This window comes from Nonomuraea gerenzanensis, assembly GCF_020215645.1.
Lineage (GTDB): Bacteria > Actinomycetota > Actinomycetes > Streptosporangiales > Streptosporangiaceae > Nonomuraea > Nonomuraea gerenzanensis.
Genome location: NZ_CP084058.1, coordinates 4,516,210 through 4,529,407, shown reverse-complemented (window position 1 = coordinate 4,529,407; position 13,198 = coordinate 4,516,210). Strand labels below are relative to the sequence as shown.

Genomic DNA, 13,198 nt, shown 5'->3' with positions numbered 1-13,198 from the left:
GTGTCGGATTCACGTCACATGACAGAAACTCGTCATCAACGGATCTTGTCAGGAAACGTCGGAGGATGTCAGCGTTCTCGGTGCACCATCGGCCCCAGCGGCCACAGATGTGAAGGAGCCCCATGCCGCTGACCTCCCGCCGTTCCGCCGGGCGGCGCCTGCTCGCCGCCGTCTTACCAGCCCTACTGATGACCTCAGGGACGTTCGGGACGATCGTCGCGAGCCCGGCGGCGGCGCAAGCCGTCACCGCCGGGCCCGGGAGCGAATCCAAGATCGACGCCAAGCTGGCCGAACAGCTGAAGACCGCACGAGGCCGCCTGGAGGCGGTCGTCGTGCTCCGCACCGTCCAGCAGCCGCCGCCCGTCGCCTCCGGCGCCGAGGCCCGCAAGACGCTGACGGCCGGCGCGGAGCCCGTGCAGGACCCCGTGGCCGCGTTCGTGCGCTCGCGCGGCGACCAGGTGGTCAACACCTTCTGGCTGAAGAACATGATCCTGGTCCGGGCCACGCCTGGCACGCTCGGCGCCCTGGCCGAGCTGGACCTGGTCGAGCGCATCATCCCCAACTTCACCCTGACCGCCCCCGAGCCGGGCAGGGCCCCGGCCCGGCTCAGCGCGGGCGCCACGACCTGGGGCGTCGCCAAGATCGGCGCCGACCGGGTGCACAGCGAGCGCGGGCTGACCGGCGAGGGCGTGCGCGTGGCCGTGCTCGACACCGGCATCGACGTCACCCACCCCGACCTGAAGGGCAAGCTCGTCAGCGCCGACGCGGCCGACCCGAAGGCGCCGGGCGGCTGGATCGAGTTCGACGCCGAGGGCAAGCCGGTGGCCAGCGAGCCGCACGACAGCGCCTACCACGGCACGCACGTGGCGGGCACGATCGCGGGCGGCGACGCCTCGGGCACACAGATCGGCGTCGCGCCGGGCGCGGAGCTGATGGCCGGGCTGGTCATCCCCGGCGGCCGGGGCACGCTCGCCCAGGTCGTCGCCGGCATGCAGTGGGCGCTGGCGCCCTACGGGGCGGACGGCACCCCGGCGGGCGAGCCCGCCGACGTCGTCAGCATGTCGCTGGGCGCCGAGGGGTACGCCGACGAGCTGATCGAGCCGGCCAGGAACATCTACCGCGCCGGCGCCTTCCCCGCCTTCGCCATCGGCAACGAGTGCTCGCCAGGCGGCTCGGGCAGCCCCGGCAACGTGTACGAGGCCGTGGCGGTGGGCGCGACCGACGTCAACGACGACGTGCCCGACTTCTCCTGCGGCGGCACGGTCAAGCGCGGCGACTGGTTCGACGCGCCGGCGGAGTGGCCGGACTCCTACGTCGTGCCGGACGTCTCCGCCCCCGGCGTGGACGTGCTGTCGGCCATGCCCGGCGGCCAGTACGCCAGCCTGAACGGCACCTCGATGGCCACCCCGCACGTCTCCGGCACGGTCGCGCTGATGCTGGAGGCCCGCCCCGGCCTGACCGTGGCCGCCGCCGAGGAGATCCTCGCCGGCACCGCGGTCTCCGACGACCGGTACGGCCCCCGCCCGAACCCGCGCGTCGGCCAGGGCCGCATCGACGCCTACGCCGCCGTCGCCGAGGCCGCGCTGACCAGCGGCGTGCGCGGCGTCGTCACCGACGGGCGCACCCGCAGGCCGCTGGGCGGCGTCCAGGTCGCCAGGGCCGACGGCCGCGGCACGAAGACCGACGCGAACGGCCGCTTCGAGCTGCGCCTCCCGGCCGGCGAGCACACGCTGACGCTGTCCAGGTTCGGCTACCGGACGACCTCGAAGCCGTTCGCGGTGAAGGCCGACCGCCTCTCCGACGTGCGGCTGGAGCTGGAGCGCACCCGCTGGAGCACGATCTCGGGACGGGTGACGTACGAGCCGACGGGCACCGGCGTGCCGGGCGCCACGGTCACCGTGCTGGACGTGCCCGACGTGCTGACGGCCACGACCGACGCGAGCGGCCGGTACAGGATCGAGGACGTGCCGATCGGTGAGCACCGGATCTCCGCGCACGCCGCCGGCGTCTCCCGCTCGGCCCCCGTGGCCGTCACCGTCGGCCGGGGCAGGGCGAGCGCCGACGTCGTGCTGCCGCGCCGCCCGCGCACCGAGCGGCTGTCGCTCGGCTCGGACGGGCGGCAGGGCAACCACCACGCGTGGTGGCCGGAGCTGAGCGGCGACGGCAACGTGGTGGTGTACGCCAGCTTCGCCTCCAACCTCGCCGACGACGAGGACACCAACGGCGAGCTGGACATCTTCGCCACCGACCGGCGCACCCGCGAGACCACGCGGGTGTCGGTGCCGAGCGGCGGCGGGCTGGCCGACGCGTTCTCGCTGTCTCCCACGGTGAGCGCGGACGGGCGGTTCGTCGGGTTCAACAGCGGGGCGGGCAACCTCGTACCGAACGACACCAACGGCCTGGCCGACGCGTTCGTGCACGACCGGCAGACCGGCACCACCGAGCTGCTGTCGGTGTCGGCCGACGGCACGCCGGCCGACGGGCTCTCGGGGCCGCCCCGGTTCAGCGCGGACGGCCGGTTCGCGGTCTTCGACAGCGACGCGGCCAACCTCGTACCGGGCGACACGAACGGGCGGACGGACGTCTTCCTGCGCGACCGCCAGGAGGGCACGACCCGGCGCCTGTCGGTCGCCCAGGACGGCACGCAGGCGGCCGGCAGCTCGCGGGAGCCGACGATCAGCGCCGACGGCCGGTACGTGGCCTTCCAGAGCAACGCCGACGCGCTGACCCCCGGTGACACGAACGGGCTGATCGACGCGTACGTGCTGGACCGGCAGGCGGGGACGCTGACGCGGCTCGCGGTGCCCTACCCGGACCAGGAGACCACCGGGCCGGTCATCAGCGCCGGCGGCAACGCCGTGGCCTTCACCAACGGCGCCGGCCTCGGCGAGCTCTACGTCCAGGTGCTCGGCACCGGCAAGTCCGAGCTGGTGTCGGTGACCACCGGCGGCAGGCCGGCGGGGGCCATGTCCTTCGCGCCCTCGATCACCGCGGACGGCGGCGAGGTCGCCTTCTACAGCGACTCCAGTGAGCTGGTCGCCGGGGACACGGGCGGGCGCAACGACGTGTTCGTCCGCGACGTCGCGGCGGGCACCACCACCCGCCTGTCCACCGCCCCCGACGGAGGGGAGGGCGACGGCTCCGCCCACCTGCCGTCGATCAGCGCGGACGGCCGGTACGTGGCCTTCGAGAGCGGCTCGGCGAACCTGGCCGAGGGCGACACCAACCGGCGTGACGACGTGTTCGTGCACGATCTGGTGGCCGGGCCGGAGGCGCTGTTCACGGTGAGCGGCCTGGAGATCTCCGGGTCGCGGGCCGTGCGGGTGCGGGCGCTGGTGACGAACGTGGGTGAGCGGGCGGGCTCGTACGAGGCCGTGCTGCGGGTGGACGGCGCGGAGGTGCGGCGGCGCGGCGTGCCGCTCGCGCCCGGCCGTGACACGCGGATCTCGTTCGACCTGCGGGACCTCGCGGCGGGCCCGCACACCGTCGAGCTGGGGACGCTGAGCGGGCGGTTCACGGTGAAACGCTGAGAGCGCGGGGCCGTCCCAGGCGGGGCGGCCCTACCTCGTCCCCGGCGGCAGCTCGCCCGATCCCCGCACGATCAGCCGGGTCGGCACCGTCACGCGGCGGGCCCTGGACCGGTCGCCGTCCAGCCGGGCCAGCACCAGCTCCGCCGCCGCCGCCCCCACCGCCGCCGGGTCCTGGGCGACGGCGGTGAGCGGCGGGTCGAGCGCCTCGGCCAGCGGCAGGTCGTCGAACCCGACCAGCGCCACGTCCCTGCGCCCGGCCCGCGACAGCGCCACCACCACCCCCATGGAGGCGAGGTTGTTGCCCGCGAGCAGCGCCGTCGGCGGGTCGGCCAGCGCCAGCAGCCGCATGGTGGCGCCGGCCGCCGCCTCCAGGTCGTGCCCCGTCTCCACCAGCGCGCGCTCGAACGGCAGGCCCGCGCCGTCGAGCGCGTCGCGGTAGCCCTGGAGCCGCTCGCGGCGCGTGTAGAGGGTGGCGGGCAGGTCGCCGACGAAGCCGATCCTGCGGTGCCCGTGCGCGATCAGGTGCGCCACGCCGGCCCGCGCCCCCTCGCGGTTGGCGCTCACCACGCAGTCGGCGGTCAGCCCGACGGCGGGCCGGTCGAGGAAGACGATGGGCAGCCCGGCCACCCGCTCGGCGCGCAGGTGGCGGTGCTCGCTCGCGGCGGCGGGGACGACCATGAGGGCGCTGACCCGGCGGGCCAGGAACGTGGCGATGAGCGACTGCTCGTGCCCGGCCGTCTCGCCGGAGGAGCCGACGATGAGCGTGAGCCCGCGGGCCCGCACGGCGCCCTCGACCCCGCCCGCGACGGTGCCGAAGAACGGGTTGCCCAGCTCCGGCACGACCAGGCCGATGGCGGCGTCCCTGGCGCCCACCCGCATGTTGCGGGCCATGAGGTTGGGCTGGTAGCCGAGCTTCCTGACCGCCTCCATGACCCGCTCGCGGGTCTCGACGGCGACCGGGCCCTCGTCGTTGAGGACCCGGGAGACGGTCTTGGCGGTGACTCCCACCTCACGAGCCACATCAGTCATCGTCGGACGCCGCATTTCAGACATCCTGTCAGAGGCCGATCGCCTTCGCCGCGTCCTGGTCCGCCACCACGGACTTGCCGTCCGACACCTGGAGCGCGCCGGTCATGATGGCCACGACCTCGGCCATGTTGTGCTCGCGCGGGTTCAGCTCGGCGACCCTGCGGCCGAGCCGCTGGACGTGCACGCGGTCGGCGATCTCGAACACGTGCGGCATGTTGTGGCTGATCAGCACCACCGGCGTGCCCCGGTCGCGGACCTGCCTGATGAGGTCGAGCACCTGACCCGACTCCTTCACGCCGAGCGCCGCCGTGGGCTCGTCCATGACCACGACGTGCCTGGCCCACGCCACGGCCCTGGCCACGGCCACGCCCTGCCGCTGCCCGCCCGACAACGACTCGACCGGCTGGGTGAGCGAGCCCAGGCCGATCTTCAGCTCGGCCATGTGCCGGGCCGACTCCTCGCGCATGCGCTTCTTGTCGAGCATCCGGAAGAGCGTGCCGAGCAGGCCGGGCTTGCGCAGCTCCCGGCCGAGGAACATGTTGGTCGCGATGTCGAGCGAGGCGGCGACCGCGAGGTCCTGGTAGACGGTCTCGATGCCGTGCCGCCGGGCGTCCAGGGGGTCGCGGAAGCGCACGGGCTCGCCGTCGAGCCGGATCTCGCCCGCGTCCGGCTGCAGCGCGCCGGTCAGCGCCTTGATCAGGCTGGTCTTGCCGGCGCCGTTGTCGCCGATGACCGCGAGCACCTCGCCGGGCATGAGGTCGAAGTCGGCGCCGTCGAGCGCGGTCACGTGCCCGTACCTCTTGACCAGGCCGCGTGCCTGGAGCACGGGGGTGCCGCTCATCGGGTCCTCCTGCGGGAGAGCTGGTCGACGGCGACCGCGAGGATCACCAGGACGCCGGTGATGAGCGTCTGGTAGATCGACGGCACGCCCATGAGCTGCAGGCCGTTGCGGAACACCCCGACGATGAGCGCCCCGACGAGCGTGCCGAGCACCAGGCCCCGGCCGCCGAACAGGCTGGTGCCGCCGAGCACGACCGCGGTGATGCTGTCGAGGTTGTCGGTCTGGCCGGCCTGCGGGTCGCCGACGCCGGTGCGGGAGACCAGGAGCAGGGCGGCGATGCCGTACACGAGGCCGGCCAGCGTGTAGACGCCGACGGTCAGCCTGTTCGTCCTGATGCCGGTCAGGCGGGCCACCTCGGGGCTGTTGCCCAGGGCGTACACGTGGCGGCCCCACGCGGTCGAGCCGAGCAGGTACGCGAACAGCAGGAACAGCAGGATCGTCAGCAGCGAGCCGTAGGTGACGTTCGTCTGGCCGAGCTGGAACGTCTGCCCGAGGAAGGTGAGCAGCGCGGGCAGCTCGGTCACCGTCTGCTCGTCGGAGTAGATGTGCGTCAGCGCGAACACCACGTTCAGCATGCCCAGCGTCACGATGAACGGCGGCAGCGAGATCCGCGTCACCAGCAGGCCGTTGACCAGCCCGAACCCGGCGCACACGGCGAGCCCGGCGCTCAGCGCGAGCAGCGGCGGCAGGCCGGAGTCCACGGCCAGCTTGGTCATCACGATCCCGCCGAACGCCATGATGGCGCCGCAGGCCAGGTCGATGCCCGCGGTCAGGATGATCAGGGTCTGCCCGATGGCCAGCGTGCCGACCACCATGACCTGCTGGATGATGAGGGAGAAGTTGGGCCCGGTGAAGAACTGGCCGGTGTTGAGTCCGAAGAACAGGCAGGCCAGCACGAGCGCGGCCAGCGGCCCGGCGACGGGGGTGCTGATCAGGCGGCGCGGCAGCGGCGCTTGCATCACGGCCATGGTCAGCCCCAGCAGTTGGCCAGGCCGAAGGCGGTGTCCTCGGCCTCGACCCCGGCCACGGCCCGGTCGGTGATGAGGGTGACGCCGGTGTCGGTGTAGCCGGTGGCCTTCTGGCCGTTCCTGGCGAACGCGGCGACGGCCTTGACGCCCTCCTCGGCCATCTTCAGCGGGTACTGCTGGCTGGTGGCCGCGATCTGGCCGGCCTGCACGGCCTTGGTGCCGGCGCAGCCGCCGTCCACCGAGACGATCAGCACGTCCTTCTCGCGGCCCTTGGCCTTCAGCGCCGTGTACGCGCCGAGCGCGGCGGGCTCGTTGATGGTGTAGACGAGGTTGATGTCGGGCGCCTTCTGCAGGCAGTTCTCCATGGCGGTCTGGCCCTTGGCCTGGTCGCCGCGGGTGTCCTGCGAGCAGACGACGGACGGGTCGCCCTCCTGGACGCCGAAGCCCTTCAGGAAGCCGTCGTGCCTGAGCTGGCCGACCGTGATGCCGGGCGCCAGGTCCAGCGTGGCGATCTTGGCGGGTTTGCCGGCCATGGCGGCCTTGGCGTACCGGCCGATCAGCTCGCCCGCCTTGAAGTTGTCGGTGGCGAACAGCGCGTCGGTGGCGTCCTGCGGCTCGGTGGGGGTGTCGAGGGCGATGACGAGCACGCCCGCGTCGCGGGCCTTCTTGATCGCGGGGACGATGGCCTTGGTGTCGCTCGGGGTGATGAGGATGCCCTTGACGCCGGCGGCGACCATGTTCTCGATGGCGGTGATCTGGCTGGCGTTGTCGCCATCGAACTTGCCCGCGGCGCTCATCAGCTCCAGGCCGCCGGCCTGGGCCGCCTGCTGGGCGCCCACCTTCATCTTGACGAAGAACGGGTTCGTCTCGGTCTTGGTGATCAGGCCCACCTTGGGGGTGGCGGAGGAGGCGCTCTGCCCGTTACCTCCGCAGCCGGCGAGCAGGAGTGCGGTGACGAGGAGTCCGGCCGGAAGCTTCGCATTCATGGCGGTTCCTATCAGGGGGGACATGATGTCATCGTTGACATATGTCAACGTTGACATCGGCCGTGCTGTGATGATGAACTCCCATCCGGGAATCGTCAATGCCCCAGAAAGGCCGGTCTGATGATCGCTGTCCTGGGCGAGTGCGTCGCCGACGCCTTCGCCGGCCGGCCCGCGGCGGGCTCCTCCGGGGGCCCGGCCGAGCTGGTGCTGCGGGCGCTGCCCGGCGGCGGCCCCGCCAACACGGCGGTGGCCCTGGCGCGGCTCGGAACGCGGGCCCGCTTCCTCGGCCGGCTCTCGCACGACGTCTTCGGCGCGCTGTTCCGCGAGCGCCTGTCCGCCTCGGGCGTGGACCTGACCGCCTGCGTCGAGGCGGGCGAGCCGAGCACGCTCGCGGTCGCCGCCCTCGACGAGCACGGCAGGGCCGAGTACACCTTCTACGCCACGGGCACGGCCGACTGGCAGTGGAGCGCCGGCGAGCTGGGCCTGGAGCGGCTCGGCGCCGCCTCCTGCCTGCACACCGGCTCGCTCGCGCTGGTCAAGGGGCCGGGCGGGGAGGCGGTGGAGGAGTTCGCCAGGGCGGCGTCGGCGCGGGCGACGATCTCGATCGACCCCAACGTGCGGCCCAGCCTGGCGGCCAGGGGCGACTACCAGGTGGAGCGCTGGTGCGCCTTCGCCGACATCCTCAAGCTCAGCGACGACGACCTCGGCTTCCTGCTGCCCGGCGTGCCGCCCGAGCAGGCGTGCGACCGCTGGCACGCCGCCGGCGCCCGGCTCGTGGTCGTCACCAGGGGCGCGGCCGGGGCGCTGGTGTCGCTGGACGGCGAGCGCGCCACGGTCGCCGCGCCCTCGGTGGAGGTGGTGGACACCGTGGGCGCGGGCGACGCGTTCACGGCCGGGCTGCTGCACAGCCTGGAGGCCGGGGGCCTGCTCGGCGGGCGGCTGGACACGCTCGACCTGGAGACGGTGCGGGCGGCGGCCGAGTACGCCGCCCGGGTGTCGGCGCTGACCTGCTCGGTCGCGGGCGCCGACCCGCCCTGGGCCCACCGGCTCTGAGCCCGGGGCGGGGCCGCCCGTCAGAAGTCGAAGTCGTCGATGTTGTCCTCGGTGAAGACGAACGGGTCGCCGAGCAGCACGGTGCCGTCCTTGCCGACGGTGTACTCGCCCAGCTTGCCCGCGGTGAACGTGTCGCCCTCCTTGCCGGCGATCATGCCGGAGGCCAGCGCGCCGCCGGTGTAGGCGGCCAGGTAGCCCAGGTCGGAGGGGTTCCACAGGGCGAACGACTTGACCGTGCCGTCCTTGACGTAGGCCCGCATCTGGTTCGGCGTGCCGAGGCCGGTGAGCTGCACCTTGCCCTTGTACTCCGAACCGGACAGGTAGCGGGCCGCCGCGGCGACGCCCACCGTGGTCGGCGAGATGATGCCCTTGAGGTCCGGATACTTGGCCAGCAGGCCCTGCGCCTCCTGGAAGGACTTCTGGTCGTCGTCGTCGCCGTAGACGGTGGCCACCAGCTTCAGCTTGCTGTACTCCGGCTTGGCCAGCTCCGTCTTCATCATCTCGATCCAGGCGTTCTGGTTGGTCGCGTTGGCCGTCGCCGACAGGATCGCGATCTCCCCGCCGTCCGCGCCGACCGCCTCGGAGATCAGCTTGATCTGGGAGGCCGCGATGCCGTCGGCGCTGGCCTGGTTGATGAACACGTCGCGGCAGGAGGGGTTGGTGTCGGAGTCGTAGGTGACGACCTTGGCCCCGGCGGTGCGGGCCTCCTGGAGGGCGCCGCAGATGGCGTCCTTGTCGTTGGCCGAGACCACGATCACGTCGGTGCCCTGCTGCGACAGCGTGTTGATGTAGGAGACCTGCGCCGACGGGCTGGCCTCCGACGGGCCGGTCTGGCTGTAGACGCCCTTGAACTCCTCGACCGCGACCTTGCCGCCCTTGTTGTCGGAGGCGTCGAAATAGGGGTTGTTGACCTGCTTGGGCAGGAAGGCGATCTTCAGCCCCTCCTTGATCGTGCCCGCCTGGCCGGACGCGGCCGTCCCGCCGGTGGCGGGGGCGGCCGGCTCCTCGGTGGCGCAGCCGGCGGCGGTGAGGGTGAGCGCGGTGAGCATCGCCAGGACGAGAGCCCGGCCTCCTCTGGATCTTGACATGGTGTGTCCTCACTCCTGGTGCAGGGGGGTGATGGGCGCTCGCCGCCTGCGCCATCGTGCGCGCAGCAGACCGGCGGCGTTGGGCCCCACGACAGAGACGATCAGCAGGGATCCGGTGATGATGGTCAGGGTGTTGGCCGGCACGTAGGCCAGTTGCAGCGCGTTGCGCAGGGTGCCGAGCAGGACGACCGCGGCGAGCACGCCGAGCAGCCGGCCGCGCCCGCCGAAGATGGACACCCCGCCCAGCAGCACGGCCGCCACCACGGCGAGTTCGAGGCCGTTGCCGTTGTCGGCGCGGGCGCTGGCGTAGCGCAGCGTCCAGAACACCCCGGCCAGCGCCGACATCGCGCCGGTGGCCACGAACAGCCAGAACTTGGTGCGGGCCACGGAGATGCCGGTGAAGCGGGCCGCCTCGGCGTTGTTGCCCATCGCGTACAGGCCGCGGCCGATCGGGGTGGCGTGCAGCACCAGCCCGAAGACCAGCGTCAGCGCGCCGACCACGAGGATCATCCACGGGATGGTCAGGCCGGGGATCGCGGCGATCGCGCCCGTCGTCCACTCCGGCGGGTAGTCGGCCACCGCGCGGTCGCCGAGCACCACGTACGCCAGCCCCCGGTACAGGGCCAGCGTGCCGATCGTCACCGCCAGCGACGGCAGGCCGAACGCGGTCACGAACACCCCGTTGACCGCCCCCAGCAAGGCGCCCAGCAGCAGCGCGACCAGGACCAGCACCGGCAGCGAGGTGATCCCCCACAACCACAGCTGGCCCATGACCGTGCAGGTCAGGCCCAGGATGCTGGCCACCGACAGGTCGATCTCGCCGGTGATGACGACCAGCGTCATAGGCAGCGCGATCAGCGCGATCGGGATGACCTCCAGCGTGACGAACCGCCAGAAGCGCGGGCTGGCCACCCCCTCGACGCTCATCGCGCCCACCACCACGACCAGCACCAGCGCCACGAGCAGCGCGGCGTCCCACGAGCCGGCCAGCGACCGCATCCGCTCAACCATGGCTGCTCCTTCCTCTCAGCGACCGGGCCAGCCGGACCGCCAGCGCCCGGTCCAGGCCGATCGCGGCCAGGATCAGCGCGCCGACCGCGGCCCGCTGCCAGAACGGGCCCACCCCGAGCACCGGCAGCGCGCTGCTGATCGTGGTGAGCAGCACCGCGCCCAGCGCCGCCCCGTACACCGAGCCGCTGCCGCCGAAGATGGCCACGCCGCCGACCACGACGGCCGCCACCACGTTCAGCTCGAAGCCGTTGCCGGCGTTGGCGTCCAGGGTGCCGAAGCGGGCCGCGTACAGCACCCCGGCCAGCCCGGCCAGCGCGCCGCTGGCCACGAACGCCGCGAACACCCGCTTGCCGACCGGGATGCCGGCCAGCCGGGCCGCGGCCGGGCTGGAGCCGATCGCGTACAGCTCCCGGCCGCTGCGGTAGCCGCGCAGGTAGTAGCCCGCCCCCGCCAGCACCACGACGGCGAACAGCGCCAGCACCGGCACGCCCAGCACCGTCGCGCTGCCCAGGCGCAGGAAGCCCGGCGGCATGTCGGCGGCGTTGATCTGGCGGCCGGTCGCCCAGGTGTAGTCGAGGCCGCGGAAGACGTACAGGGTGCCCAGCGTGACCACCAGCGCGGGCACCCGGGCGGCGGCGATCAGCCCGCCGTTCACCACCCCGCACGCGGCCCCGAGCAGCACCCCGAGCACGAACACCACCGGGACGGGCAGGCCGGGGTTCGCCACGAAGAGGCTGCCCGTCGCGAACGCCGACAGGCCCAGCACCGAGCCCACCGACAGGTCCACGTTGCGGGTGATCACCACGATGCTCTGGCCGACCGCGAGCACCGCCAGGATGGTGGAGCCGAGCAGCAGGTCCTTGATCCCCTGCGCGGTCAGGAACCTGGGGTTGACCAGCACCGTCACCGCGACCAGCAGCACCAGCGCGACGACGATGCCCAGCTCCCTGACCACGAGCACCCGGTGCACGAGCCCGGCGCTCGCCCCGGCGTCCGTGGCCGGCGCCGCCCTGACCGCCGTCATCCGGCACCGCCCTGGCCGGTGGCGGCGAGCATCACCGACTCCTCGTCGGCCCGGGTGCGCGGGAGGTCGGCGACGAGCCGGCCCTCGTGCATCACCAGGACCCGGTCGGCCATGCCGAGCACCTCCGGCAGCTCGCTGGAGATCATCAGCACCGCGACTCCCTGCCCGGCCAGCTCCGACAGCAGCCGGTGCACCTCGGCCTTGGTGCCCACGTCGATGCCGCGCGTGGGCTCGTCCACGATGAGCACCCGCGGCTCGGTGGACAGCCACTTGGCCAGCACCACCTTCTGCTGGTTGCCGCCCGACAGGGTGGAGACCGGGTCGGTCAGCCGGGCCGTCTTGACCCGCAGCCGCTCGCTCCACTCCCGGGCCGCCGCGCGCTCGCCGCCGCCGAACAGCAGCCCGAGCCTGCTCAGCGACCAGCGCCTGGTCAGGGTGGCGTTGCGCTCGACGGACAGCTCCATCACCAGGCCCTGCTGGCGACGGTCCTCCGGGACGAGGGCGAGCCCGGCGGCGATGGCCGCGGCCGTGTCGCCCCTCGGCAGCCTCTCGCCGTCGACCAGCACCTCGCCCTCGTCGTAGCGGTCGACGCCGAACACGGCGCGGGCCACCTCGCTGCGCCCGGCCCCGACCAGCCCCGCCAGGGCGACGATCTCGCCGCCGCGCACCGTGAACCCCACGTCGGCGAACACGCCGTGCCGGGTCAGGGACCGCACCTCCAGCCGGGGCCGCCCGGCCGTCGTGTCCGTCTTCGGATACAACGACGACACCTCGCGGCCGACCATCCGGCGGACCAGCTCGTCCACGGTCAGCTCGGCGGCGGGGCCGGTGGAGACCCAGCGGCCGTCCCGCATGACGGTGACGCGCTGGCACAACGCGAAGATCTCATCGAAGCGGTGGGAGATGAACAGCACCGCCGCGCCCGACTCGCGCAGCGAGGCGACCACCGAGAACAGTCGCTCGACCTCGACCCCCGACAGCGCGGCGGTGGGCTCGTCCATGATCAGGATGCGGGCGTCGAACGCCAGCGCCTTGGCGATCTCCACGAGCTGCTGGTCGGCGATGGACAGCCCGCGCGCGGGCCGGTCGGGGTCCAGGTGGATGCCGAGCCTGCCGAACAGCTCGGCCGTCGCGTTGCGCATGGCCCTGGCGTCGATGCGGCGCAGGGCGCGCAGGGGCTGGCGGCTCATGAAGATGTTCTCGGCCACCGAGAGGTCGGGGAAGAGCGTGGGCTCCTGATAGATCACGGCGATGCCGGCGGCCTGGGCATCGCCTGGGCCGGTGGGTCTCAGCTCCTTTCCGTCCACCGTCAAGGTGCCGGCGTCCGCGGCATGGGCGCCGGCCAGGATCTTCACCAAGGTCGACTTGCCGGCGCCGTTCTCGCCCACCAGGCCGTGGGCCTCGCCGGGCCAAAGGTCCAGCCGCACGTCCTGGAGTGCTCGTACGGCGCCGAAGGACTTGCTCACGTCACGCAGCGAAAGGATGGGAGGCGGTTCACTCATGTGCCCTCCGACAAACGTTTCCGCAAAACGTTTTAAGGTGTCCAGAACGTAAAACGCGGGCGCTTGGCGTGTCAATGGAGGCAAGCGCTTACCGGCCAGGGGAGATCGGCCCTTGACGCCTTGACCGGGCAACGCATAAGTTGGCGACTTGGAGATATTTCTTAAA

General features: G+C 72.8%; 10 protein-coding genes. 2 read left to right on the top strand and 8 right to left on the bottom strand.

The genetic code is table 11. The features are described 5' to 3' along the window. Window positions 1–122 precede the first annotated feature (122 nt). A complete protein-coding gene (locus LCN96_RS21400) occupies window positions 123–3,530 on the top strand; it encodes a S8 family serine peptidase (RefSeq protein ID WP_225274639.1) in 3,408 nt (1,135 codons plus the stop codon). A gap of 30 nt (window positions 3,531–3,560) precedes the next feature. On the opposite strand, the gene LCN96_RS21395 is transcribed toward LCN96_RS21400, so the two are convergent. The 4 genes from LCN96_RS21395 to LCN96_RS21380 are packed head-to-tail and all read right to left on the bottom strand — an operon-like array spanning window position 3,561 to window position 7,354. Then, window positions 3,561–4,559, bottom strand: coding sequence for a LacI family DNA-binding transcriptional regulator (locus LCN96_RS21395; RefSeq protein WP_263657500.1), 999 nt, complete (start codon window positions 4,557–4,559; stop codon window positions 3,561–3,563). 28 nt (window positions 4,560–4,587) lie between these two features. Continuing rightward, window positions 4,588–5,400 (bottom strand): ATP-binding cassette domain-containing protein, encoded by an 813-nt coding sequence (locus tag LCN96_RS21390; RefSeq protein ID WP_225274637.1) that lies wholly within the window; start codon window positions 5,398–5,400, stop codon window positions 4,588–4,590. Further along, window positions 5,397–6,359, bottom strand: coding sequence for an ABC transporter permease (locus tag LCN96_RS21385; protein WP_225274636.1), 963 nt, complete (start codon window positions 6,357–6,359; stop codon window positions 5,397–5,399). The genes LCN96_RS21390 and LCN96_RS21385 overlap by 4 nt, the downstream gene beginning before the upstream one ends. 11 nt (window positions 6,360–6,370) lie before the next feature. After that, on the bottom strand, window positions 6,371–7,354 hold the full coding sequence (locus tag LCN96_RS21380; RefSeq protein WP_225274635.1) for a sugar ABC transporter substrate-binding protein: 984 nt from the start codon (window positions 7,352–7,354) through the stop codon (window positions 6,371–6,373). 120 nt (window positions 7,355–7,474) lie between these two features. On the opposite strand from LCN96_RS21380, the gene LCN96_RS21375 reads away from it, so the two are divergent. Beyond that, window positions 7,475–8,407 carry a carbohydrate kinase family protein gene (locus LCN96_RS21375; RefSeq protein WP_225274634.1) on the top strand — a complete coding sequence of 311 codons (933 nt, stop codon included), beginning with the start codon at window positions 7,475–7,477 and terminating at the stop codon, window positions 8,405–8,407. Between the two features lie 20 nt (window positions 8,408–8,427). Here the strand turns inward: LCN96_RS21375 and rhaS are convergent, their stop codons facing one another. The 4 genes from rhaS to LCN96_RS21355 are packed head-to-tail and all read right to left on the bottom strand — an operon-like array spanning window position 8,428 to window position 13,032. Next, window positions 8,428–9,495, bottom strand: coding sequence for a rhamnose ABC transporter substrate-binding protein (gene rhaS, locus LCN96_RS21370; RefSeq protein ID WP_225274633.1), 1,068 nt, complete (start codon window positions 9,493–9,495; stop codon window positions 8,428–8,430). 9 nt (window positions 9,496–9,504) lie between these two features. Then, window positions 9,505–10,506 carry an ABC transporter permease gene (locus LCN96_RS21365; protein ID WP_225274632.1) on the bottom strand — a complete coding sequence of 334 codons (1,002 nt, stop codon included), beginning with the start codon at window positions 10,504–10,506 and terminating at the stop codon, window positions 9,505–9,507. Beyond that, window positions 10,499–11,530: an ABC transporter permease gene (locus LCN96_RS21360; RefSeq protein ID WP_225274631.1), complete on the bottom strand. Its 1,032-nt coding sequence runs from the start codon at window positions 11,528–11,530 to the stop codon at window positions 10,499–10,501. Before LCN96_RS21360 ends, LCN96_RS21365 begins: the two co-directional genes overlap by 8 nt. Further along, the gene (locus tag LCN96_RS21355) at window positions 11,527–13,032 is read right to left on the bottom strand and encodes a sugar ABC transporter ATP-binding protein (protein ID WP_225274630.1); all 1,506 of its coding nucleotides are present in this window, start codon (window positions 13,030–13,032) and stop codon (window positions 11,527–11,529) included. Before LCN96_RS21355 ends, LCN96_RS21360 begins: the two co-directional genes overlap by 4 nt. Between the last annotated feature and the right edge of the window lie 166 nt (window positions 13,033–13,198).

What these genes read in the sequence shown, in the direction of transcription:
- LCN96_RS21380 (WP_225274635.1), bottom strand. Translation starts at nt 7,354, where the DNA reads ATGAATGCGAAGCTTCCGGCCGGACTCCTCGTCACCGCACTCCTGCTC.
- LCN96_RS21355 (WP_225274630.1), bottom strand. Translation starts at nt 13,032, where the DNA reads ATGAGTGAACCGCCTCCCATCCTTTCGCTGCGTGACGTGAGCAAGTCC.
- LCN96_RS21400 (WP_225274639.1), top strand. Translation starts at nt 123, where the DNA reads ATGCCGCTGACCTCCCGCCGTTCCGCCGGGCGGCGCCTGCTCGCCGCC.
- LCN96_RS21375 (WP_225274634.1), top strand. Translation starts at nt 7,475, where the DNA reads ATGATCGCTGTCCTGGGCGAGTGCGTCGCCGACGCCTTCGCCGGCCGG.
- LCN96_RS21385 (WP_225274636.1), bottom strand. Translation starts at nt 6,359, where the DNA reads ATGCAAGCGCCGCTGCCGCGCCGCCTGATCAGCACCCCCGTCGCCGGG.
- LCN96_RS21395 (WP_263657500.1), bottom strand. Translation starts at nt 4,559, where the DNA reads ATGACTGATGTGGCTCGTGAGGTGGGAGTCACCGCCAAGACCGTCTCC.
- rhaS (WP_225274633.1), bottom strand. Translation starts at nt 9,495, where the DNA reads ATGTCAAGATCCAGAGGAGGCCGGGCTCTCGTCCTGGCGATGCTCACC.
- LCN96_RS21365 (WP_225274632.1), bottom strand. Translation starts at nt 10,506, where the DNA reads ATGGTTGAGCGGATGCGGTCGCTGGCCGGCTCGTGGGACGCCGCGCTG.
- LCN96_RS21360 (WP_225274631.1), bottom strand. Translation starts at nt 11,530, where the DNA reads ATGACGGCGGTCAGGGCGGCGCCGGCCACGGACGCCGGGGCGAGCGCC.
- LCN96_RS21390 (WP_225274637.1), bottom strand. Translation starts at nt 5,400, where the DNA reads ATGAGCGGCACCCCCGTGCTCCAGGCACGCGGCCTGGTCAAGAGGTAC.